Raw genomic sequence first — 21,574 nt, forward strand, 5'->3', positions numbered from 1 at the left:
GTGCGCACCCATCTCCTCACCCGCCTTCAGGATCAAGCCTTTCTGAGCATTTGGGGCGGGTCTTATCCCGTTCAATCGCCCAAACCCAACCCTTGTCAGCCTGCCAGAGCGAAGCCCCGTTGCGGCGTCAGGCCGTTCAGCGTCTCGCGCAGGTCACTGCCATCGGCCGCTTCAGGCGTCTGCACCAGAACGATCCGCGCCGGGCGCCCATCCAGCCCCAGGATCACACGTCCCCGCTCCAGAACAATGGCCCAGAGGCCGGAAGGCAACCGGATGCGGATGCGATGTTCGATATCCTGCTGCGCCCCATCCAGCATCGCCTGATAGGTCTCGCGCGCAGCGTCCTGATCGTCCGGATGGATCCGGGCAATCCATTCAAATACATCCTCAGAGGCAGGCTTGTTCCCGCGGGAAAACATCTCGGCCCAACCGTCAGAATAGGACAGGCGTCCATCGGTCACCGACCAGTCGATCACGCCGGCATCCAGCAGATCGCAGCTTGCCCGAGCTTGAGCCAGCACAAGGAAGGCATCTTCGCTTGCAGTATCTTCGCGGCGCCATTCATTCTGGATCAATGACAAGGCCAGCACGAGCGCCATCGCCGAAGCGCCAAACAGTGCCATGAACTCCAACCTCCGCGCAGCCATCACGGAGATGAGGGACGGCGCCTCTCCCAAATAGGCAAGCTGCAGCTGACCGCCATCCACACCGCGAATTTCCAGCAGCGCCTCGCTCCCACGCAGCGCCGTGCGCCCGGGCGCCGAAACTTCGTCCGCATGCACCGGTCGCCATCCCGACGCAGCAACCATCGCCGCGACATCGCCGGCTGAAAATGTACTTGCCACGCCGCCATTCGCCCGCACGATCTCTCCGTCGAGGTTGAGCAATACCGCGCGCGATCCTTGGCCTGCCGCAGCCCCCGCCTCCAAAGCCGCCTGAAACGCGCTGGCGCGAAGCACGAAGATCAGCGTCTGCCGCTCGCCTCCCACCAGCACGATGTCCTTGTAATATGCCGCGCGTTGGCCCGATACCGGAACAAGGTTCAGGCTCAGCAATTCCTGCCCGGCCCTGCGGCTGGATGAAACCGGCGCAATGCGTCCAGCCGCATCCGCGGGCATCTGTCCGAACACGGATTTCAAAGATCCTTGCGCATCAAGTGTCGCAACGGCCACAACAGGCGACCCCGCCAGCACACGCGCGACATCCGCCCGCGCCTCGCGTTCCACCTGCGCCGTCCGGCCGTCTTCCAATGTTCCGGCAATTAGCGGCGAAACCCTGTCGGCGGTCGCCTCAATACGCGCTAGCTCTGCCTCCGCAGCGATCTGCCCGGTGGCGGCGGCTTCGGCGAGACTGCGCCGCGCTGCACCTGCTTCACTGCGCACGGCCAGCCACACATACAGCACCAGTCCGAGCAGCGCGCCACACAGCGTCATTGCCTGCAGCGCGCGCGCCAACACGGGATCGTCATGCGCCTGCCGCTTTGCTTTGGGGGAGATGGAAGTTTCGGTCATGGTCTGATCCAGGAGCCTGGTGAGAAAGGGTCTGTTGAAAGGTCTGTCGGCACAAGACCTGCGCGGCCACCCGGCACCCAGATGAAGCCGATACCTGCGCGCAGGTCTTCAAATGCCTTGGAGGCTGTCGCCGAGAGATTCGCAGAAATGATCACCTCGGGGCCGATCCGGTGGGCCAGTGCAACATCGATTGCCCCTGCGACGCCAGAGCTGCGACCACCGCCGAAGCGCGCGCCCCCGCCCGATTCCAGTGGGAACTCAAACGCGCTACCTTCCCGAACGGATTCGAATGCAACGGCTGCGTCAGCCTTCACCAGCCAGTCCTTCAGCGGCTCGGTGCGCGCATTGACCGACCAGCCGGCTCGGTGGAACTCCTGCGGGCTGAAATAGCCGCCATGCCCGGCGCTGAAGAAGTTGGTGTTCCGGTCATAGGCCTGGAACTGATAGAATGGCCCGGTGACGAGATACGCAAAGCCATCCTTCTTGATCGATTGGCTCGCAGAGACACCGGTTGAAATCATGTCATTGTCCACGACGCCGCGGCCATCCAGGCGTGAGACTGTAACGTCAGCCTGCACCGCGCGGCCGCTGCCAACATCCAGGCGGCCACGCGCCGACAGGCCCGTTTCCTGAATGCGCCCGGTGTCCCCGCCAGCAAAAGCTAGTGCGCTGTCCGTCCTTGGCCGGACGAATGCGCGCGCCTCGCCGCTATGCTTTCCGAAGTTCCGCGCCGCGGCGATTTCCCCGGTGACTGCCGTATCCGCTCCGCCACCGATCGGCAACAGGCCGACGCGCGCTGCAAGGCTCGTCTTCCCTTCCCGGCTCCAGCCAAGATAGGGCGCCGCAAAACTTTCCCGTCCGGCGCCACCGGCCGCGCCCGTATCGAGCTTGTACAGCGTGAGGCCAATCTCATACCGGCTGACACCGCGCACCATTTCGATAGAAGAAGTCGCCGCATAGCCGGTCAGCCGGTTCTCCCCGCGCGCGCCATCTTGCTGGCGCATCGAAACCGTCTGCCTGTAGATCGTATGATCAACACCGTCGAGCGCTTCGTATGTGTCTGGCGCCAACGCGCGTGCCGTCAGATAGTCGCCCGCATAGAACGCCGTCGCCGCATACTGCGCTTGAACCTTCGCGCCCAGCGGCCCGCCAACAGCCCTGGCAATTGAAGCTGCCGAATCCAGTGTTCCGGTTTTCTGCGCCGCAAGTGCAAACCCTTCCGCAGACTCATTATCCGGGATCGCAAGGTAGAGCTGACTGAAGCTCGCAGACGCCAGCTCCGCCTCGCCGTCCTGCAGCGCCGCCCAGGCCATTCGCATCTCCGCCGCGCGCCGAACCGCCGGATAGCCTGCCGCCTGCTGCGCGAGTGCCCGCGCTCCGGCAAAATCGCCCGCGTCATAGGCCTGCCCCGCCGCGTCCAGCAAGGCGCCGCCACCAACTGCTTCCGCCTCGGACTTAAGCGCGGGATCCAGCGCCATAGCCCGGCCAGCAAGATCGACCGCCTGTTTCCAGTTGCCGTCCTTGCGGGCAAGGCGCGCTTCACCCAGATCTGCGCGCGCAGAAAGTGAGGAGAATTCTGCTGCTTGCGGCGCGCCCGCAATTGCCTGCCTTGCTGCACCGAAGTCTTCTGTGGCAAGCGCTGCTTGCGCGAGGCCGCGCCGGGCGCTTTCGGTTTCTTCCAATGCAAGCGCTGCTTGAAAATAAACGGCAGATTTCCCGGCATCTTCAGCGAGGAACAACCATCCGGCCTGCGCCAGCACACGCGTATCCGCAGAGTGCTCCGCAATCTGCGCTGCGCTGGCCAGATCGCCTGCCGCCTCCGCAGCGACAAAGTGCTGCCAGGCTGCTTCGCGCGCAAGCGCCGAATAGGCCGCCATTATCCCCGGTTCATTGCTTGCCGCGAGCGCCGGAATGCGCGCCGCTGCTTCAAGCCCGTTTGCATCCAACACGCTCAAAGCCCGCTGAGCCAAAGCGGCAGCCAATTCCGGCGCACGGCAATTCGTCAGCTCCCGCACATAAAAGTCCTGCAGCGCAGATGGCTCCCCCTGCCCTTCGAGCGCTTCGGCGCGCGCCCAAAGCTGGGAGGCCGGCTCGCAGACACCCGGCTTTTCCGCCGGCAGGAGGGCCAATGCGCCCGCCCAGTTCTTTGCGCCCAGCGCGTCCTGTATTCTCTGTTGGCGCAGGCCGGTCGACACATAGCCCGCCAGATCAGCAGGCGCCTGCCAGCCGGGGTGTCGCCCCCGCAGCGCGCTTAACTGGCTTTCCGCAGCGCCCCAGTCCCCGGCTGCACCCAGCGCCCAGACTGACTCAACATCGGCGCCCGATGGCCCCGGAGATGCCTTCAGAGCTGGCAGGGTGGCCATGTCTGCGATGTCATGCTCTGCGGCAACCGGTATGCCGATGGAATAGACGCCCTCCCGCCCGGTTTCCGGCGCAGCTTCGGCGTTCATGCCCAGAAGGAGCATGGCGCCAACGCTGACCAGTGCCGCGTTCAGGAAGGCAGCCGCCTTCTTCATTTTCCGTTGATCCGTGTCCGCATATACCGCGCGATCAGGGCGAGGCCGGCGGCCATCGCAAACAGAATTGCGGCGATTGAGACGATCCAGCCCCACGAGGTTGCCCGCGCCGTCTTGCGCGCGCCCAGCGCCTTGTCGCCCACAGTGAACGTTGCATCGGCCGCTTTGGAGACGATGGTCGCGGCATTCTCCCGCCACACGGCGGCGCCGCCGCTCAGCTGGCTCCAATGGCTCGGCTTCACCAGCGCACGGATCGACCCGATGAGTTGTTCTTCGGTCTCCGCCGTCACCAGCATCACGAGGCGGCCCGCATATTCTGGCGACTCGCCTTCAATTATGAGGCCGTTGTCCCCAAGATCGACAAGGTTCAGCTCCCGGCTGAAACCGCCCGTTTCCGGCAGGCTGAATTTCTGCAGCGGCAGGAACCCGCCAAGCTGCGGCCGGGTGCCGACAAGAATTGTATTGGCATCGGCCAGCTCCGGCCCGATTCCAAAATCCGCCTCGGTAAAGACAGTCCCGTTGATCTGGCCGAGACGTGCCGCAAGCGTCCAAACGCTTTCAATCGTCTCAGGCGACGCGTCGACCGCGCGGATCGCCATCGGCGCGCTTTCGAGACCAGAGAAAGGATAGCCTGCCTCCTGCAACAGCGAGAGGCTCGGCAGCTCCGCGAACCGGCCCGCAGCTGGCAACGTCAGCGTTGAAGTGTCTTTCAGCGTGAAGGCGAGGTTGCGAGAATTGCGCGCCGCGCAAGCCCCCTGCTCAGGCGCCGACATCTCGATCTGGAAATCCACTGTGTTCCAGCCGGGCCGCAGGGAGCGCGCCGGCAGGTCTATCTGGTAACCAGGAACCACCTCGCCATCAGGATTGGTCATCCGGACTGCCCGCTCGAATGATCCATTCACGAGGATATTGACGACCGAACGCCCATCGAGGCCCGCGCCATAAGCAAAGTCGAGCATCATCACGAGATCATCGTCATCCCGGAAGCGCACGTCCGCAGGCAGCGTAAAGGAGAGCTGCGCCCGCCCCTGCTCGCGGCCGAGCACCGAAACCCCGCCGAAGCCAAGATCCCGGAACACATATTTTGCATCCGTGCGCAGCGGCTGGCGCTTGGCGCTCACGATGGTTGCCGGCACTTCGCTTTGCGCAATGACAGCCGAGGATGCCGCCGCCAGCGGAAAACCCTCGGAGGCAAGCGCACGCAACGCGCCGTCAATCGCTTCAGGCGTACGGCCTGCGGCGAGGATCAGGAAATGGGTCGGGTCGAACGGCGACGGGCCGATCGACAGCCAGGCATCGCGGTCCTCGAGTCTTGCAAGCCCATCGGGCGCAAAGGCGGCCAACTCTTCGGGCGTCCCGATGGCGATCAGGTCGCGCCCCTCTGTGGCCTCGCCAGGCGCCATCTCGGTCAACTGGGTAATTTCGGGCAACCGGTAGCCAAGACGGTTACCCACAGCTTGGGAGGCCAACGCGCCCCGGCGCAGCGTGTCGGCATCGCCCTGCCCCGCAAGGATGCCCAGCTTGTCGACCCCGCCAATCCCGGCAGACAGCACCGCGCCCAGATCAGCCAGCGTTGCCGCCAACGGGCGGCGCGCATAAGTCACTTCGATATACGAGCGCGCCGTATCGATTTCCGTCCACAGCTCTGCGGCGTCTGCGTCCTGGCAATCGAGTGTATAGCGCTGCACCGCGTCGATGCGCAGCGTGTTGTATCCTGACACCAACGCGGAAGGGTCGAGCACGATCTCGTTGATGGCTGCGGCCCGCTCCGTCACGCCGTCGAGTTGGCCGATAAAGAAACCATTCATCCCCAGCCGCAATTGCGGCTTCAGGCCCTCCTGCGCGCGTCCGCTCACATGCCGCAGGACGATCCGCGCTTCAGTTACATCCGCCTGCGGAGCGATAGCAAAGGAAATCTCTTCGCTCGCGCTCGCGCCGTCGAGATGGATTGCACCCTGGCTGCTGCGCAGCGCCGCCAGAGGCAGGCGCGCGCGCCACAGGCCGTTCTCCAACTGCTCGGTGGAGATGTTCGGGTTCTCCCGATACCGGGCATAAATATCCAGCGCGGCTTCAGCGGTCGGCGCCTGTTGCGCCGCCGCCGGCGCAGGGCCGACCGCAAAGGCCGCTGCTGCAGCGGCAACCATCAGGCGGACGAAGTATTTCATGAGCGTGCTTCCCGTGTAACGGCGCGAATGTGATTGCCCGCCTGCGTCAGGCTTGAGCGGAGGAGCCGGGCGATTTTCGCGCCCATATGTTCAGAGTTGGCGCGCGCATCGCGGAACTGCTTCCAGTTCTCGCTATGCCCGTACATGAGCGTGACAACCGCCGCCCATTGCTCCCGCGTCTCGATAACGAAGCTGAGACCCAGCTTCTGGCCATCTGGCGCATCGGAGGCGGACAGCACTTTGAGGGTCAACACGGCAGCATTGCTTGCGCCTAGCTCCCGCGCGTCGACCGTCAGCGTGTCACCGGCCGCGAATTTGCGCGGCGCGCTCTTGCCCACAGAACACCCCATGCCGGTGATCGAAACGTCCGACATGTGCGCGGCAACCGGCTCGCCCTGATGCGTCAGCAAAACATCACGGTGCAGGTCAAAGCGCGGGAAAGCCCGTTGCTGCGAGCGCTCATAAAGGACGCCCAGCGAAGAAACGAGCAATAGCAGGTGAAACGTGTTCCAGATCAGCAAGACCGAGATGACCCCCGCTCCCACCGGATCGGTGAAGAGGCGAATGAGCCCGGCAATCTCGCCCAGCCCCACCAGTGCAATCAGCACATAAAATGGACGCGCCAGCGGCGAGATAAAACTCTCGCTCAAATTTTCGCCCTTCGGCGTCACGGCAAAGCTCGGCGCGCGCGGATTCCGGAGCACTTGCAGGATTGCACCCGAACAGTGGATCGACTGGACGACCTCATAAAGCTCGGATGCGAACGCCCAGCGCGTATGCCCATAGAGGATCGAGGACAACATCAGCGCCCCAACAATGTGCGGCAGGCCGTACATCAGGAAGTCGGACAAGTCGCCGACATACACCTGCACGCCCAGCAACAGGTAAAGCAGAGGCGCCAGAATGAAGGTCAGCCGCGCCAGCGGGAAGAACCAGTAGAAGCAGGAATTCAGATAGCCGATCCGCTGAGACAGGCTCAGCCCCTTCTTCAGAAGGGGGTTCTTCAGCAGGAATATCTGGATCATCCCCTGCGTCCAGCGCATGCGCTGCACGATGAAGCCGGAGAACGTTTCCGGCGACAACCCCGCCACCATGGGCCGGTCCACATACACGCTGCGATATCCGCGCGCATGCAGTTCCAGCGCAGTTTCAGCATCTTCGGTGATCGTGTCGCCCTGCAGCCCGCCAATCTCCATGATATGCGCCCGCCGCAGCACCGCCGCCGAGCCGCAGAAGAAGGAGGCGTTGAGCCCATCAAGCCCGCGCTGGATCACCGAATAGAACATCTCGTTCTCGCTCGGCATTTCTCGGAACGTGCCAAGGTTTCGCTCCAGCGGGTCCGGGTTCAAGAAGAAGTGCGGCGTCTGGACGAGGAACACTTTGGGATCATCGACAAAATGCCCCACCGTCCGCACAAGGATATCTGTCGAAGGCACATGGTCGGCATCAAGGATCAGGATAAGCTCGCCATCGACCTTCTGGAGCGCCGAATTGATATTGCCCGCCTTGGCATGCTCATTCTTCTCGCGCGTGATGTAGTGCGCACCGAGGCGTTCGCACATCGCCTGCAACCGCTCATGCCGCGCCAGCGCTTCAGCCGCCTTCGCTGGATCGGCCTGATTGCGCTTGGCCAGCGTGCCGCCATCGTCGAGCAGATGGACCTTCACCCGCCCCGCGGGATAGCTGACATTCAGCGCCGCCGTCAGCGTCACCTCCAGCAACTCATCGGGCTCGTTATAACTCGGCACCAGAATGTCAACCGTGGGCGAGCGCGCCGCCGACACCGGCGCAGGCTTTGGCGCACGTTTGTAAACGTCCACCGAAAGGAACGTCGACAGCAGCAACAGCACATAGCCATAGCTCTCTGCGCCGAGCAGGAAGATGCCACCCGCAATCGAAAGCGCTGAGTCCGTCGGCATCGTCTCGGTCACGCGCCAGATCATGTAGCGCGTGCTGGTAAAGATGATCAGCAGCGCCACGAACACGCGGAACGGCCCGCCCGTGGGGCGTAGCCAGCCCATCAGGAAATAGGTGGCAATCGTCGCAATACAGAGCTGCACCTGCAGCGCGTCGGAAACGGGCGCCGCCGCAATCACCGCGATCAGCGCAAGCGACAAGAGTCCGCTCACCGTACGCAGCGGCGCGAACCGAAATATGGGCAGGGACTCCTGCCGGGATGCATCGCCGTGCGCCATTGCCGGGCCCGCCTGGTAACAAAAACAATTACCAGCTAGTGCACGTCAGGAATGAACTTTGCGATAAACTTGGGCGCTTACGAAACCGCCGTCCGTAAACTTCCACGTCCTATTTGTATACGGAGTAAACAGAAACCCCCTGATCCTTAAGGTTCAGGGCACTTTAGTGCCCGCCCTTGAGGTGGGCTGACTTGATCTTCTTCGCCAGCGACCATTTATGAACCTCGGTCGGGCCATCATAGATGCGGAAGGCGCGCACTTCGCGGAACAGCTGCTCCACAATCGTGTCGCGCGTCACGCCCATCCCGCCCATCGCCTGCACGCAGCGGTCGGCCACGCGGAACAACGCTTCGGAAACCGCCACCTTCGCCATCGAGCTTTCGACATTGCCATTCTCGCCCGCGTCCAACGCGTCGGCGCACCAGTCGATCATCAATTCGGCCTGTTTCAACTCGATCTGGTTTTCCGCCAGCATGAAGCCAACGCCCTCATGATCGATCAGCAGCTTGCCGAACGCCTTGCGCGTGCAGGCATACTCTGTGGCGATTTCCTGCGCCCGCGTCGCCACGCCGTGCCAGCGCATGCAGTGGGAAAGCCGCGCCGGGGCCAGGCGGATCTGCGCATAGCGGAAGCCTTCGCCCGGATTGCCCAACATGTCCGCCTGCGGAACATGCAGGTTCTCGATCATCACCTGCGCATGGCCGCCCGGCATGGAGCTGTCGATGGTGTCGAGCAGGCGCTCGATGCGGATGGCCGGGTTCGGCAAGTCCACCAGGAACATGCACGCCCCTTCTTCGGCTTTCGCCATGACGATGCCGACCGAAGCGCCGTCTGCCCCGGTGATGAAGGTCTTGCGGCCATTGATCACCCAATGGTCGCCCTCCTTCACGGCTGTTGTCTTCATCATCGACGGGTCGGAGCCTGCGCCGTCTTCGGCCGCCGGCTCTGTCATGAAGAATGCCGAGCGGGCCTCCCCAGAAACCAGCGGATCGAGGAAACGCGCGCGCTGCGCGTCCGTCGCCACCTTGCCGAGCAGGAACATGTTCCCCTCGTCCGGCGCGCCGGTGTTGCACGCCACTGGCCCCAGCGGAGAAAGCCCCGTCTTCTTCAGCACATGGGCCGTACCGCGCTGCGACAGGTGCGTATGATCAGGCAGGATGTGCGGCGTCATTACGCCGGCGGCGCGGGCTTTCTCGCGCAGCTCTTTCACAAGTTCCGGCGCCGGCCCATGTTCTTCAAGGCGTGGGTCACGCTCATAGGAAGCAACCACATCGCGCACGAACTTCTCGACCCGTTCGCCAATCTCGATGGCGATTGCCTGATCGGGGTACGCAAGATGGGTCATGGCGCCGTTCCTTCTGCCGGTAAAGTCGGCGACACCTATGGCATCCCCCGCCCCGTATTTCACCCCTCAGAGTTGTCGCGTGCCGCGACGTTAGGCGCCCTGCAAGTCGTTATCCCGTGGAGACGCCCTCCCCTGTCCACGCCGCCTGCGCCCGCTCCGCAGGGAATTGCCCTTCCCTATCCGGCGGGGCCGGTGATGCCTTCACACTGGCCGCATGATCAAGGCTCGCCCTCTTCGTTCTGCCAGCCTGCGCCCGCGCGCGGCAAAGTCGCCCTGGCGGCTGGCCCGGCGGGTGCTCCTGCTACTGAAGATTATTTATGCAGCTGCCCTTTGTCTGGCGCCGGGCCGGATGCGCAGCCGCCTGCTCCATTTCGTGCACAGCCGCGCAGGCCAGCTTGAGCAGATCTTCCGCCGCCTGCTGCTCGCTATGCGGGCCGCCCCCGCCGCGGTCCAGCCGCCACCATTTGAGCCGCGCGGGACGCGGGCGCCCCACGCCCGCCGGGCCGCACGCAAACATGGCTTTTCGCTCAGCCTTAAAGGCATCCTCCCGGACGCGGCTTTTGCCACCCCTTCCCCTGTCTCCATCTCGGAAGACTCTTCCACGGCCACGCTCGCAGCGCTTCCGCGCGAAGAGGCGCTCGCCGCCCGCCTGAAAAACCTCCAATCCGTTTTGGAGGATTGTTGGAGTTTTTCCGCAAAACTCCAACGACGCCTTGCCCGCTATGGCCTGCGCCTGCGCGCGCCAAAGGCGCAGCGTCCCGCCACAGAAGTTTGGGCTCTGGTCTCACAGATCGTCGCGGCTCAGCCCGGCTTGCCCTGCACAGTCTTCGCGGACACTTCCTGATCCACTCTTAAAATCAGCCCATCCCGCCGGACGCGCCCTGCGCTCCGGCCGCCCGTGCTGGCCGCTTGAGTATTTGGCGGGCTCACAGGTCGCCGATCCGGTCTTCTGAATGCATCGCGCGCTTGAGCCCGTCGCGGGCCGCTTCCAGATCCGCCTGCCGCGCGGCCAGCTCTGCCCGCTTCCGGGCAAGTTCAGCCACCAGCCTTTCGGCCCCGCCATGGCGCCGCGCCAGGCTGGCGGCATCATAATCCGTGCCCGGCTGATCCAGCGCGATCATGGAGGCTTGCACCGCCTCGATCTCGGTTTCGATCCGGCGCACATCCTTCTGGATCACCAGCATATCCTGCTCCGCCTTCTGGCGTTTCAATCCCACCAGCGAGCGCAGCTGCGCAGCTTGTTTTTCCGGCAAGCTCGCCATTATTGCCCGCTCCTTAGCCGGTCGACGAACTGGATGGCTGCCGCAACGGCGGCGAAGTGTTCAGGCAGGATTTCCTCGTCCACCTCAACCATCGAATAGATCGAACGTGTCGTCGGTGGATCGGAATAAATCGGAATGTTGTTCTCGATTGCCAGTTCCCGGATCTTCAGCGCCAGATTGTCCACGCCCTTGGCCACGCAGACAGGCGCCTTATGGCTCGTAGGGTCCCATTTCAGCGCCACGGCATAGTGGGTCGGGTTGACCATCACCACGGTCGCGTCCTTCACATTCTGCATCATCTGGCCGCGCGAAATCTTGGAGGCCCGCTCCCGGCGCTGGGCCTTCATATGCGGGTCGCCTTCACTTTGCTTAACCTCCTTCTTCATCTCCTCGCGCGACATCTTCAGCTTGTTGGCATGAATGCGCCACTGAAGCGGAAGGTCTATCGCCGCCAGCAAGAACTGGAAGGCAAAGAAATAAAGGATCAGCCGCAAAACCTGGTTGAAGGTGAACTGGTAGAAGTCCGCCGTCTCAACCGCCGATGCCCCGTAATAATCGCGCGTGAACTGAACAAGGAACAGCGTGCCGAGCAGACCGGCGAACAGCATCTTCGCCGTATCCTTCAGGAAGTCGGTGATGCCCTTGGTGCCGTACTTGTTCTTGATATTGTCGACCGGATTGATCTTCTTCATGTCCGGCTTGATTTTCTTTGTGGAGAAGGAAATCGCCCGCTGCACGATCAATGACACCAGAACGATCGCCGCCATCACCAGAAGAATTGGCGAAAGCGCCAGCAGCGTCGTCGCCAGCCACGCCCAGGTCGCCCCGCCATCGCCATTGAAGATGTCTTCGGCAAAGGCATCGCCATGATACAGCAGAGAGGAGAAGTCACTGAACAGTTTCTGCCCGACCACCGCATTGAGCAGCAGCGCGCCGATCAGGATGCCCAGGATCAGCGCAAAGGCATTTGCCTCCTTCGACTGGGGAACGTTGCCCTCCTGCCGCGCCTCTCGCAGGCGCTGCTCGGTGGCTTCAAATTCCTTTTCGGCGCTATCTTGGTCCTGCTCGGCCATGGTCCGTCCTCACAACCAGCCGATAACCTGAAGCGCCCGGTCTTTCCAGACGATCAGCATGCCGCCAACCGTGATCGCGAGCAACATGACGCCCGCGCCCACCATGAACGGCGCGCCGACAAACGCCACCATCAGCGAGGGCAGCGCCTTGTTTATGAAGCCAAGGCAGATGTTGTAGAGCAGGTTTGCCGCCACAAAGGGCCAGGCGAGCATCAGCGCGAAGCCAAAAGCCTTGTAAAAGCTGTCCATCACCATCGGCCAACTCACCTGGCTTAGCTGACCAAGCGGAATATCCACATAAAGCCGCATCAACCCGTCGACCGCTGCCACATGATAGTTCGCCGTCAGCAACACAGTCGCTCCGGCAATCGACAGCATGTTCGCCGTCACCGTTTGGGCTTCATGCTCCAGCGCGACGCCGAGGAATTGCGCCAGCCCGATCGCCTGCGCGATGATCGTGCCGGCGATCGTCAGCATCCACATCGACAAACGTAGCAGAGCGCCAAGGCCAAGGCCGATGATCACTTCACTGCCGAGCAGTTGCACCAGATCCGTCAGGCGGCTGGCCGTCGGCGCCGGAACCACGCCCGTCGAGGCAATCGCTGCCGACATTCCCAGCAACACGAACAGCCGCGTGCGCACCGAGATGACCTGATCTCCAACGCCCGGCATCATGAACACGACGAAGGACAACCGCGCGATCACGGTCATGAACAGAACGATCCACGGGCTCGCCTGCCCCAGATAGGGGGCCAGCGCCTCCATCAGGCAACGCCGATGATGTAGGGCTTGCTCTTTGAGTTGATCTCTTCGTAAGCGACGACGGCATTGCGAATGCCCTTGCTCGCAAGCACGGTCTGCAGGAAGCGGCGCCGGCGCGAGGAGGTGGCGACCGCGGCAATGATCCCCTTCTGGGCCGTTTCGTTGAGCTTCGTCTGAACCGAATTGATCAGCTCGCCGAACACTTCGGGCGGCAGGGCAATATCCGATCCGCCGCTGTCATTGTTGACCTCATATTCGGCAAACTTCTGTTCCCAACTCGTCGCCAGCTGGATCAGCGGTAGTCGGCCCTGATCGTCCTGCAGACGGTCCACAATCTGGAAGGCCAACCGCTGGCGGACAAGCTCAACCACCCGCGGCAGCGGAAGCCCTTGCGGCTTCGCTTCGGCCACCGTCTCGATGATGAGGAACAGGTTCCGGACCGGAACGCGCTCGGCCAGCAACATCCGCATCACGGACAGCAGCAGCTCCGGCGTCACCTTGCCCGGAATGTATTCGTCGAGGAAACGCTTGTTGGCGCCAGCACGATCCGGATCGCTGATCGCGGTCAACGCGTCCAACGTTTCCATCATCACCATGCGCGTGAAGACCAGCGAGAAGTTCGATTGGATCACTTCCAGCATGTGTGTGGCAAGCACTTCAATTGGCTCGACCACCGGAACAGCCGCCGCTGCCAGTTCCTGCTTGCGCGCCGAAGGCAGCCAGCGCGCAGCAGCCTTGTAAACAGGCTCGCGCACTTTCTCACCAGCAAGATGCGGCAGCTGATTATCTTCCAGTAGCGCCAGAACCTGCCCCGGACGGAGGAAGCCGGAATCGACCCGAACGCCCTGAATCCGGATACGGTATTCGTTCTTCTTCAGGGTCGGATTGTCCGTCATCCGGATCGGCGGCAGCACAAATCCATATTCTTCGGCAATGTATCGCCGGATCTTCTCGATCCGGCTTTCAAATCCGTTTTCGCCAACCAGAACCATGTTGACGAGGTCGGGCGAGACTTCGAGGTGGATCTCATCGGCATAGATCGAATCGCCAATCTTGGGCGCGGCTGGTTTTGCGTCTGCCGGCTTCTCGCTTTCGGCTGCCTTCTTCTCTTCCGCGGCCTTGCGGATGAAGTAGCCACCCGTCGCAAAGGCGGCTGCAGCAAGCATAAAGGGCAGGAACGGAAGGCCCGGCAGAACGGCAAAGACGCCGAGGATGCCGGCAACGATGAAGAGGATGGTGGCGTTGCCTGCGAGCTGAAGGCCAATGGCGCGGTCGATCGCGCCTTCGTCCTTGCCCTTGGAAAGCAGGAGCGCAGCGGCGACCGAAACGATGACAGCGGGGATCTGCGAAACGAGACCATCACCGACCGTCAGGATCGAATAATTGCTCAACGCTTCCACAACGCTCAGCTGGTGCGCCATGACGCCAAAGCCGATGCCGGCAATCAGGTTCAGCGCCGTGATTAGCAGGCCGGCGACCGCATCGCCTTTGACGAACTTCGAAGCACCGTCGAGCGAGCCGAGGAACGAGGCTTCTTCCTGTTCCCTCTGCCGACGGATCTTGGCTTCTTCATGCGTGATCGCGCCAACGGCAAGGTCAGAGTCGATTGCCAGCTGCTTGCCGGGCATCGCGTCCAGGGCAAACCGCGCACCGACTTCGGCCATGCGTCCGGCGCCTTTGGTGATGACCATGAAGTTCACGATCACCAGAACGCCGAACACGACCAGGCCGACGAACAGGTTCCCGCCCATGATGAACATGGCGAAGCCTTCAATCACGCCGCCAGCAGCGTTGGTGCCGGTGTGCCCCTGCCCGATGATCAGCTTGGTCGACGAAACGTTGAGCGCCAGACGAAGCACGAGCGAGGCGAGAAGGATCGACGGGAAGGACGAGAAGTCGAGCGGCTTCTCGACAAAGATCACCGTCGTGAAGATCAGGATCGACAGTGCAAAAGACAGCGTCAGGCCCACGTCCAGCACCCAGGCCGGCATCGGCAGAACCATGACGAGGATAATCGTCATCAGGCCGATAGCCAGCAGCGCTGTCGGTTTGGTGAAGTTCAGGAGTTTCTGAAACGGCATGGGCGCGCGCTATCCGGCTATGATCGGCAAGACCCAGTTATTGAACAGATCAAGGATCACCTTGGTCATGTAACCGAGCGAAAGAAAGAAAACGATGATGACGGCAAGAATCTTCGGAATGAAGGTGAGCGTCATTTCCTGAATGGATGTCAGCGCCTGAATGAGACCGATGACGAAGCCCACGACAAGGGTCACCGCAAGGATCGGCAATCCCATCATCGCCGCGCCCCAGATATGAGCCCGCAGAACCTCGAATATCTCACCTTCAGACATGTGTGCTCCCGGCGATCAGACCGGCATCCGCAGCAGTTCCTGATAGGCTTCCACCACCTTGTCGCGGATCGTGACCACGGCATCGAGCATCAGCTCGGCGTTGGTCAGTGCCTCAACCATGGCGTGCGGATCTGCGCCCGATACAGCGGTCTGGATAGCCGTCTGCTCGGCCTGCTGCATCGTCGTGCGAAAATCCGACACGGACTCCGCAAACTTGCTGCCAGCCGCTTCGGGCGCATCAGTCGCCGTTTTTGCGCCTTCCGTCGGGCGCGGCGTGTTCAGGATGGTATACGGATTAAACCCAAGCGTAGACATCTACTGCCCTCCTCAGCGGCGCAGGATGTCCAGAAGCGACCGGTACATTGACCGGGCTTGCTGGAAAGAATTGAGATTGGCTTCGTAGGACCGGTTGGCTTCGCGCATGTCCGCAAGCTCGGTTACAACCGATACGTTCGACAGGGTGACATATCCCTCGCCATCCGCCATCGGATGGCTGGGATTATACTGGCGCTCGCCTTCCGCCTGATCAAGCTCAAGGCGCGAGGCAAGGAACTGCTCTCCCGAGGTGCTCATCCCCTCGTCTACCATCAGCAGCTTGCGCTTGTAGCCAGGGGTGTCGACGTTGGAGAGGTTCTCTGCCGTCACGCCCATACGGCGGGACTGGAGCTCCATTCCGGTAACCGCCTGTTGTTGAGCGGCTTTGAGCGGGTTCATGTCTCAGTCCTCCCTTAACGTGGCTTGCCCAGCGCGGTGCGCAGCAGGTCGATGGATTTCGAATAAACGGTCAGGGCCATATTGTGCTGGCCCAACGCCTCGGCGGAGTTGAACACCTCCTGCTCAAGGCTGACATTGTTCCCATTCGGATCAGATGGCGCGCCCGAAGTGTGCGTCTTGAAGCCCGAGCCGAGCCCCTCAGCGCCAGCCGACTGCATCGTGCGCGAAAGGAAATCCTCGAAGCTCTCGATCTCGTCGGCCTTGAAGCCAGGGACATCCGCATTCGCAATATTGGTCGCGCTGACCTTCTGGCTTTCAGCCGCGTGTCGGGCCATCGCGCCATAGATCTGGAAAAGCTGAAGATCCGAAATCATGGGACAATTCACCAAGGTTAACCCTTTGGGAAAATGTTCGCATTAACTGAAGAATAGGTTAACAGAAGTGCGGGGTTTGTTTACTTGCAGGCGTCAATGGCATCGCCGTCACACCGGCTCTACCGTCTCTGGGGCACCGTCACCGACGTGTCGCCTGGCATGCTTCGCATTGCTGGCGTGAGCGAGCTTGCGGGCGTTGGAAACGAAATTCTCATCGAGAAACAGGGCCAAAAGATCAATGGCGAGATTCTGAGCGTCTCCGGCGACAGTGTTTCGGCGCTACTCTACTCGCCCAGCGACATCCTGAGGATCGGGGATGTGGTCCAGATCGAACAGGAAGCGCGAATCGAACCGGGCGATCACTGGCTGGGCCAGATCATTGACTATCGCGGCGAGATTGCCGGCGGACTACCGTCCGGCGCGGCCATGCCTGGGCGCGGCGTCAGCCGGCCTCTGCGCGCGCCCGCCCTTCCCGCACACCTTCGGCGCAGGCTTGGCCCACGCCTGGCAACCGGCTGGATGGTGACCGATACGCTACTGCCGATCTGCCGGGGCCAGCGGCTCGGCCTGTTTGCTGGATCTGGTGTCGGCAAGTCGACCTTTCTGGGCTCGCTTGCCAACGGGCTGGAGGCGGACCGGGTGGTGATTGCCCTGATCGGCGAACGCTCGCGCGAGGTGGGAGACTTTGTTCAGGTGAACCTGCCAGAAGCGGTCCGCCACAAGACGGTTGTCGTGTCGGCAACGGCGAGCGAATCGCCCGGCGCCAAGAAACGCGCCGCCTATTGCGCCATGGCCACGGCCGAACATTTCCGCGACCAGGGACACAGCGTGCTGTTCCTGTTCGATTCGATCACCCGGTTTGCTGAAGCCCACCGGGAAGTGGCGCTGCTGGCAGGGGAAACTCCTGCCCTGAACGCCTTTCCGCCCTCGACCGTGCGCGTGATTGCCGAGCTGGCCGAACGGGCCGGTCCGGGCACTGGCACGCGCGGCGACATTACCGGGATCTTCTCGGTTCTGGTGGCAGGCTCCGACCTTGAAGAGCCTGTGGCCGACATGATCCGCGGCATTCTGGATGGGCACATCATTCTTGACCGGAGCATTGCAGAGCGAGGGCGATATCCGGCGATTGACGTTCTGCGGAGCGTTTCGCGAGCCCTGCCCTCTGCGGCAACGGACTGGGAGAACGACCAGCTGCGCGATTACCGGCGCATGGTGGCGCTGTATGACGAGGTGGCACCTATGCTGCGCGCCAGCCTGTTCGAGTTTGGCCGCGACCAGGACGCCGACCGCGCGATCGCGCTCTATCCGGCGCTGGACGCGTATGTTTCCGCCCGCAACAATCTTGGGATAGAGGCCGCATTCGCAGCGCTGTCGGGCATACTGACAGGAAATGCAGCTCCTGCGGGCAATCCAGTGCCGGCGCCTGAAACTCAACCCGCCGCCCGGCCGCCGCCGCGTCCGCGCAGCTGAAGACAGCTCAGAGGAAGCTCGACAGGAAAAGGTTCTGGCTGGCGCTGCTGCCCAGGCCATAGCTGCCGCCGCCGAGCAGGGTCAGCGCTGCAGCCGCCGGCGAATAGACCGCCGCGCCTTCAGAGATCGACTTCATGGCATGATAGCGCACGATCATCTTGTCGACCGCCTCTGGAGAGGCAATGTCGGCAAGGCTTGAAACACCGAGGGCCTTCTTCAGACCGCTCTTGAGCATTTCAGCCTGACGCTCCACCGGCAACTTGGTGGCGTCGGATGGCATGTTGAGCGCCGTGCGCACGACCGTATAGGCCGGAACATCCGCCATCAGACGATAGACAATGGAATCCTCGCTCGACCCGCTGCCGACGATCGTGCTGATCTCCGACTGGTAGTTCAGCGAAAGGCGCATGGAATCGTCGACATTGCCAATGGCAACTTCAAACGAGACGGCTTCAAACCGTACCGCCATGGCCGCCACGTCTTCAATCTCCAGGGAGATGACACCGTTTTCCGGTTTCAGCGCCTTGGCAAGGGCGGTGTATTTCGGATTGTTCAGGCGTGCGAGGAACGTGCTCTCCGGATCGGCGGCCTCCTCGAACACCTTCTTGATGAAGCCTTTTTTCCATTCCTCGCCGGAAAGATCAAACGCCGTCATCGTCGCGCGCAGCAGGCGCGTGTCCTTGAGCAGGTCATCCATCGTGACCGGCTCGGCGAACTTCTCGATCATGTAGTCCCGGTCGTTGCGCACCTGCGGCGAGTTCGTGAAACTCTGCAGCTGCTTGTCATAGGTCGACTGGAGGAACTTCCACCCCCCGATCCCTGACATTGGAACGACCGGTTGGAAGGCCATATCAAGCGACCTTGCTTTCCTGCGGAGTAACCCCGCGCATGGCGAACAGCTCTTCTTCCAGCGCCAAAACCTGGCGCAAATGGCAGAGGGCGGAATAATAGTTTCCGCGGCTGACCATCGACCGCAGGGTGGGAATGAGATCAGCGTCCACCGGTTTGAAGATGTCGAGCAGCTGAACGCAGGCTTCGTCGAGCGCCGGAAGGGTTTCCGACTCCTTGAGATCGCCTGTGATCAACAGCTGGATTGCATAATACACGCGCTTGACCGGAGTGTTGACCTCTTCAGGCCGCATGGCATCGCGCACGCGCAGGACACGGGCGTCGCCTTCAACCACACGGATACGGGCTGGCTTATCGCCATTCTCCAGGGTCGCCCCATTGATGATAAAACGCTCACCGGGCGCTATTTTCAGGACAAGTCCAGACATCAGATAACCTCCTGCTCTGCTGATGCGGCTGAGCCATCCAGGCCAGCCATGATTTTCCGGTTCACGTCGATGATGTCGGCAAGGCCATCGGCCCCGGCGAGCACTTTCATGGAGGTGCGGCGGACAAATTCGGAAAGCGAGAAGAGACCTGCCCTGGTCTCGCTCGGGAGGGCGTTCTCTTCATTGAGAACGTCAGCGGCGATGATCGACCAGAGCTGGAGGTTGCGATGAATTGCATCGCCCCACTCGCCGGGATTTTCGCCATTGTTGTCGTGCACTGCCTGCAGCGCCTGGGTAATCTGCTCAAAGACAGAAATTTCCAGCGCCCGGCCGGTCGCAGTCCTCTGCGTAACCTGCCCATAGGCCTTATATGCCAAAGCCTGCAAGATGCCCCTCCTGGGTATCTGATAAGTTGACCCGGGCGCCGGAGCGCCCGGGACAGTTGCTCTACAAATTTCCTCCGGATACCGAAGTATCCGGAGAAGAAGTCAGTCTTAGCGGAAGAGCGACAGCAGAACCTGCGGCGCCTGGTTGGCAATCGACAGCGCCTGAACGCCGAGCTGTTGCTGAACCTGAAGGGCCTGCAGTTTTGCCGAAGCAGCTTCCATGTCCGTGTCGGTCAGGCTGCCGATACCCGCGGTCATCGAGTCGATCAGCGTCTGAACGAATTCGGACTGGCCGGAGATGCGGTTCTGCGAAGAACCAAAGACGGAGGCCGCGTCGATCGCCGTGTTGAGCAGGTTTTCGATCGTCGTCAGAGCAGCAGCAGCGCCGTCGGAGTTGGTCACGTCGATCGTGGCGAGGTCGCCCAGACCACCGGAGCTGACGCCGGCCGTACCGTCGTTTGCCGTTGCGGCCGTGACCGTCAGGGCTGCGGCGGAGTTGTTGGTGATCGAGATCTCGTCGCCATCACGGGTAACCGAGTAGTTGGTTTCGCCCGTTGCAGCAAAGAAGTTGGAGATCTGGTTGGCAAGGCTTGCAGCAACCGATTCGGCACTGTCAGAAGCGCTGGCAACGTATTCGAAGCTACGCTGGCCGAGCGTGTTGTTGGTGGCCGAATCGTCCAGCGTAATGCGGTAGCTGTAACCGTCTGCGACCGAGGCCACGGAGATCGTCTGAGTGGCGGCTGCAGCAACGGTTGCGCCAGTGCCGGCAGCGGTGCCGCCATTGTCCAGGATGGACGTATCGGTGACAGCCGTGGTGCCGAAGGTAGCAGCCGAACCGGTGTTGGCAACGGAGAGATCCTGGCGGGCAACCGAGATGTAGGACGCCGAGACAGAGCCCGAGGACGAACGGTCAAGCGAAGCCAGAACGTTCACATCTTCTGCAGACGAACCGTTGATCAGGTTGAGGCCATTGAACTGGGCCGCGCTGACATAACCTTCGATCAGCGAGATTTTCTCGGCGATGTCGGTCTGATACTTGGCGCGGTCAACGTTCTCGCCCTGGGCTTGAACGATCAGCGTCTTGATCTCTTCGAGGGTCGAGGTGACTTTTTCAGCGGCCGAACGGGCGACGCCAACAGTCGAGGAGCCCAGGTTGAGCGAGTCAGTGATCGCCTTGAAGCTCTCAACGTCGCTGGACATGACCGTCGAGACGGCCCAGATCGCAGCGTTGTCTTTTGCTGTAGCGATTTTCTTGCCGGTCGAGATTTCGCTCTGAACGGTTTCGAGGTTGCGGTTGATGTTGCGCAGGGTCTCCAGCGCAACCATCGAGCTGTTATTGGTCAGGATGCTAGACATCTATTTATCCACTATATTTGCCACACGTGTTTCATGCGGCTGATTGTTGAAACGCGTCGTCCTGACGGTGGGGCGTGAGCCCCGAACTTTCGTAGTTCCACACCTCACTCATAACGTGGAGCTTTAAATGTACGGTTAATTGGGTCAGACCCTTTTCAAGAATTGTCCGGTGGCATTTTTGAAGGCGATTTGCCCCCCACCCTGCCGGTAGGAACCTACAAACACGTCGCTGGAAGGCGCATCAAAGCGCGCAATCAGACTGCGTACGCCGTTGCGAACCGCGTCCAGCAACCGTCCATTCTCTTCAGAGAGCTGAATGACATCCGAAATGAGCCGCCGGGTTCCGGTTGAAACTGCGATCGGCGTGCGCGCATTGAGCGCCGCTTCGAATGTCTCGAGAATCGCCAATTTTTCGCCGCTGAGCGCCGTTGCTTCGCGAACAAGCCCAGACATCAAATAATCCCGTTCCGCCAGAAGTATATCTTCCAGATCCAGCGCCGCTGTCTGAATTTCCTGCTCGCTCATTCTGTGTCCTTTCCTGAAGCGGGGACCAAGCCGGACCGCTGAGCGATGACCTCATCCACCTTTTCAGCCAGACCGAGAGGACGTGTCTCGGCGAGGTCTTCGGCGATTGCTTCGACAATGAAACGAGAGAAAGCCGACGCTGATTCTCCGCCGCCGAGCGTGAAAGACTTCTCAAGTCCGGCGTGGCTGAGCATCTCTGCCCAGAGCATCTGCTCAAAGCGCTTCCCTATTTCTGACCGTTCTTGGTCAGGCGCGACAGCGCCCGGCCCTTCCCCCGCTGGGGCGGCTG

Annotated in this window: 21 protein-coding genes; 2 read left to right on the top strand and 19 right to left on the bottom strand. The window is 61.8% G+C overall.

Annotated elements, in window-relative coordinates; genetic code table 11:
• Window positions 1-95 precede the first annotated feature (95 nt).
• The 5 genes from K1X12_RS02390 to K1X12_RS02410 form a co-directional block, all read right to left on the bottom strand.
• Complete coding sequence (locus K1X12_RS02390; RefSeq protein ID WP_220986043.1) at window positions 96-1,511, bottom strand: PAS domain-containing protein; 1,416 nt, start codon at window positions 1,509-1,511, stop codon at window positions 96-98.
• Complete coding sequence (locus tag K1X12_RS02395) at window positions 1,508-4,027, bottom strand: cellulose synthase subunit BcsC-related outer membrane protein (RefSeq protein ID WP_220986044.1); 2,520 nt, start codon at window positions 4,025-4,027, stop codon at window positions 1,508-1,510. The genes K1X12_RS02390 and K1X12_RS02395 overlap by 4 nt, the downstream gene beginning before the upstream one ends.
• Window positions 4,024-6,192 (bottom strand): cellulose biosynthesis cyclic di-GMP-binding regulatory protein BcsB, encoded by a 2,169-nt coding sequence (locus K1X12_RS02400; protein ID WP_220986045.1) that lies wholly within the window; start codon window positions 6,190-6,192, stop codon window positions 4,024-4,026. The genes K1X12_RS02395 and K1X12_RS02400 overlap by 4 nt, the downstream gene beginning before the upstream one ends.
• The gene (gene bcsA / locus K1X12_RS02405; protein WP_220986046.1) at window positions 6,189-8,309 is read right to left on the bottom strand and encodes a UDP-forming cellulose synthase catalytic subunit; all 2,121 of its coding nucleotides are present in this window, start codon (window positions 8,307-8,309) and stop codon (window positions 6,189-6,191) included. Before bcsA ends, K1X12_RS02400 begins: the two co-directional genes overlap by 4 nt.
• Before the next feature lie 241 nt (window positions 8,310-8,550).
• Entirely contained in the window at window positions 8,551-9,732 is a 1,182-nt protein-coding gene (locus K1X12_RS02410; protein ID WP_220986047.1) for an acyl-CoA dehydrogenase family protein, read from the bottom strand.
• A gap of 214 nt (window positions 9,733-9,946) precedes the next feature.
• On the opposite strand from K1X12_RS02410, the gene K1X12_RS02415 reads away from it, so the two are divergent.
• Window positions 9,947-10,576, top strand: coding sequence for a hypothetical protein (locus K1X12_RS02415; protein WP_220986048.1), 630 nt, complete (start codon window positions 9,947-9,949; stop codon window positions 10,574-10,576).
• A gap of 82 nt (window positions 10,577-10,658) precedes the next feature.
• On the opposite strand, the gene K1X12_RS02420 is transcribed toward K1X12_RS02415, so the two are convergent.
• Genes K1X12_RS02420 through K1X12_RS02455 form a run of 8 tightly spaced genes read right to left on the bottom strand, consistent with a single transcriptional unit; the run spans window position 10,659 to window position 16,271 of the window.
• A complete protein-coding gene (locus K1X12_RS02420; protein WP_220986049.1) occupies window positions 10,659-10,994 on the bottom strand; it encodes a hypothetical protein in 336 nt (111 codons plus the stop codon).
• Window positions 10,994-12,067, bottom strand: a complete 1,074-nt coding sequence (locus tag K1X12_RS02425; protein ID WP_220986050.1) for an EscU/YscU/HrcU family type III secretion system export apparatus switch protein — start codon at window positions 12,065-12,067, stop codon at window positions 10,994-10,996. Before K1X12_RS02425 ends, K1X12_RS02420 begins: the two co-directional genes overlap by 1 nt.
• A 9-nt stretch (window positions 12,068-12,076) precedes the next feature.
• Window positions 12,077-12,832 (bottom strand): flagellar biosynthetic protein FliR, encoded by a 756-nt coding sequence (locus K1X12_RS02430; RefSeq protein ID WP_225907844.1) that lies wholly within the window; start codon window positions 12,830-12,832, stop codon window positions 12,077-12,079.
• On the bottom strand, window positions 12,832-14,910 hold the full coding sequence (locus tag K1X12_RS02435) for a flagellar biosynthesis protein FlhA (protein WP_220986051.1): 2,079 nt from the start codon (window positions 14,908-14,910) through the stop codon (window positions 12,832-12,834). Before K1X12_RS02435 ends, K1X12_RS02430 begins: the two co-directional genes overlap by 1 nt.
• 9 nt (window positions 14,911-14,919) lie before the next feature.
• Entirely contained in the window at window positions 14,920-15,183 is a 264-nt protein-coding gene (locus tag K1X12_RS02440; RefSeq protein WP_011645303.1) for a flagellar biosynthetic protein FliQ, read from the bottom strand.
• A gap of 15 nt (window positions 15,184-15,198) precedes the next feature.
• Entirely contained in the window at window positions 15,199-15,498 is a 300-nt protein-coding gene (gene fliE, locus K1X12_RS02445) for a flagellar hook-basal body complex protein FliE (protein WP_220986052.1), read from the bottom strand.
• A gap of 12 nt (window positions 15,499-15,510) precedes the next feature.
• Complete coding sequence (locus K1X12_RS02450; protein WP_220986053.1) at window positions 15,511-15,897, bottom strand: flagellar basal body rod C-terminal domain-containing protein; 387 nt, start codon at window positions 15,895-15,897, stop codon at window positions 15,511-15,513.
• Window positions 15,898-15,911: 14 nt separating this feature from the next.
• A complete protein-coding gene (locus tag K1X12_RS02455; RefSeq protein ID WP_225907845.1) occupies window positions 15,912-16,271 on the bottom strand; it encodes a FlgB family protein in 360 nt (119 codons plus the stop codon).
• Between the two features lie 96 nt (window positions 16,272-16,367).
• On the opposite strand from K1X12_RS02455, the gene fliI reads away from it, so the two are divergent.
• A complete protein-coding gene (gene fliI / locus K1X12_RS02460) occupies window positions 16,368-17,741 on the top strand; it encodes a flagellum-specific ATP synthase FliI (protein WP_225907846.1) in 1,374 nt (457 codons plus the stop codon).
• Between the two features lie 7 nt (window positions 17,742-17,748).
• On the opposite strand, the gene K1X12_RS02465 is transcribed toward fliI, so the two are convergent.
• From K1X12_RS02465 to K1X12_RS02490, 6 genes are all read right to left on the bottom strand, one after another.
• Complete coding sequence (locus K1X12_RS02465; protein WP_220986055.1) at window positions 17,749-18,591, bottom strand: DUF1217 domain-containing protein; 843 nt, start codon at window positions 18,589-18,591, stop codon at window positions 17,749-17,751.
• A gap of 1 nt (window position 18,592) precedes the next feature.
• Window positions 18,593-19,018 (bottom strand): flagellar biosynthesis repressor FlbT, encoded by a 426-nt coding sequence (gene flbT / locus K1X12_RS02470; protein WP_220986056.1) that lies wholly within the window; start codon window positions 19,016-19,018, stop codon window positions 18,593-18,595.
• Complete coding sequence (gene flaF / locus K1X12_RS02475; RefSeq protein ID WP_220986057.1) at window positions 19,018-19,404, bottom strand: flagellar biosynthesis regulator FlaF; 387 nt, start codon at window positions 19,402-19,404, stop codon at window positions 19,018-19,020. The genes flbT and flaF overlap by 1 nt, the downstream gene beginning before the upstream one ends.
• A gap of 108 nt (window positions 19,405-19,512) precedes the next feature.
• Window positions 19,513-20,760 carry a flagellin N-terminal helical domain-containing protein gene (locus K1X12_RS02480; protein ID WP_220986058.1) on the bottom strand — a complete coding sequence of 416 codons (1,248 nt, stop codon included), beginning with the start codon at window positions 20,758-20,760 and terminating at the stop codon, window positions 19,513-19,515.
• Between the two features lie 144 nt (window positions 20,761-20,904).
• Complete coding sequence (locus K1X12_RS02485) at window positions 20,905-21,285, bottom strand: hypothetical protein (protein ID WP_220986059.1); 381 nt, start codon at window positions 21,283-21,285, stop codon at window positions 20,905-20,907.
• Window positions 21,282-21,494 carry a hypothetical protein gene (locus tag K1X12_RS02490; RefSeq protein ID WP_220986060.1) on the bottom strand — a complete coding sequence of 71 codons (213 nt, stop codon included), beginning with the start codon at window positions 21,492-21,494 and terminating at the stop codon, window positions 21,282-21,284. The genes K1X12_RS02485 and K1X12_RS02490 overlap by 4 nt, the downstream gene beginning before the upstream one ends.
• Window positions 21,495-21,574: the final 80 nt, after the last annotated feature.

The sequence above is a fragment of the Hyphomonas sediminis genome (genome assembly GCF_019679475.1).
Classification (GTDB): Bacteria; Pseudomonadota; Alphaproteobacteria; order Caulobacterales; family Hyphomonadaceae; genus Hyphomonas; species Hyphomonas sediminis.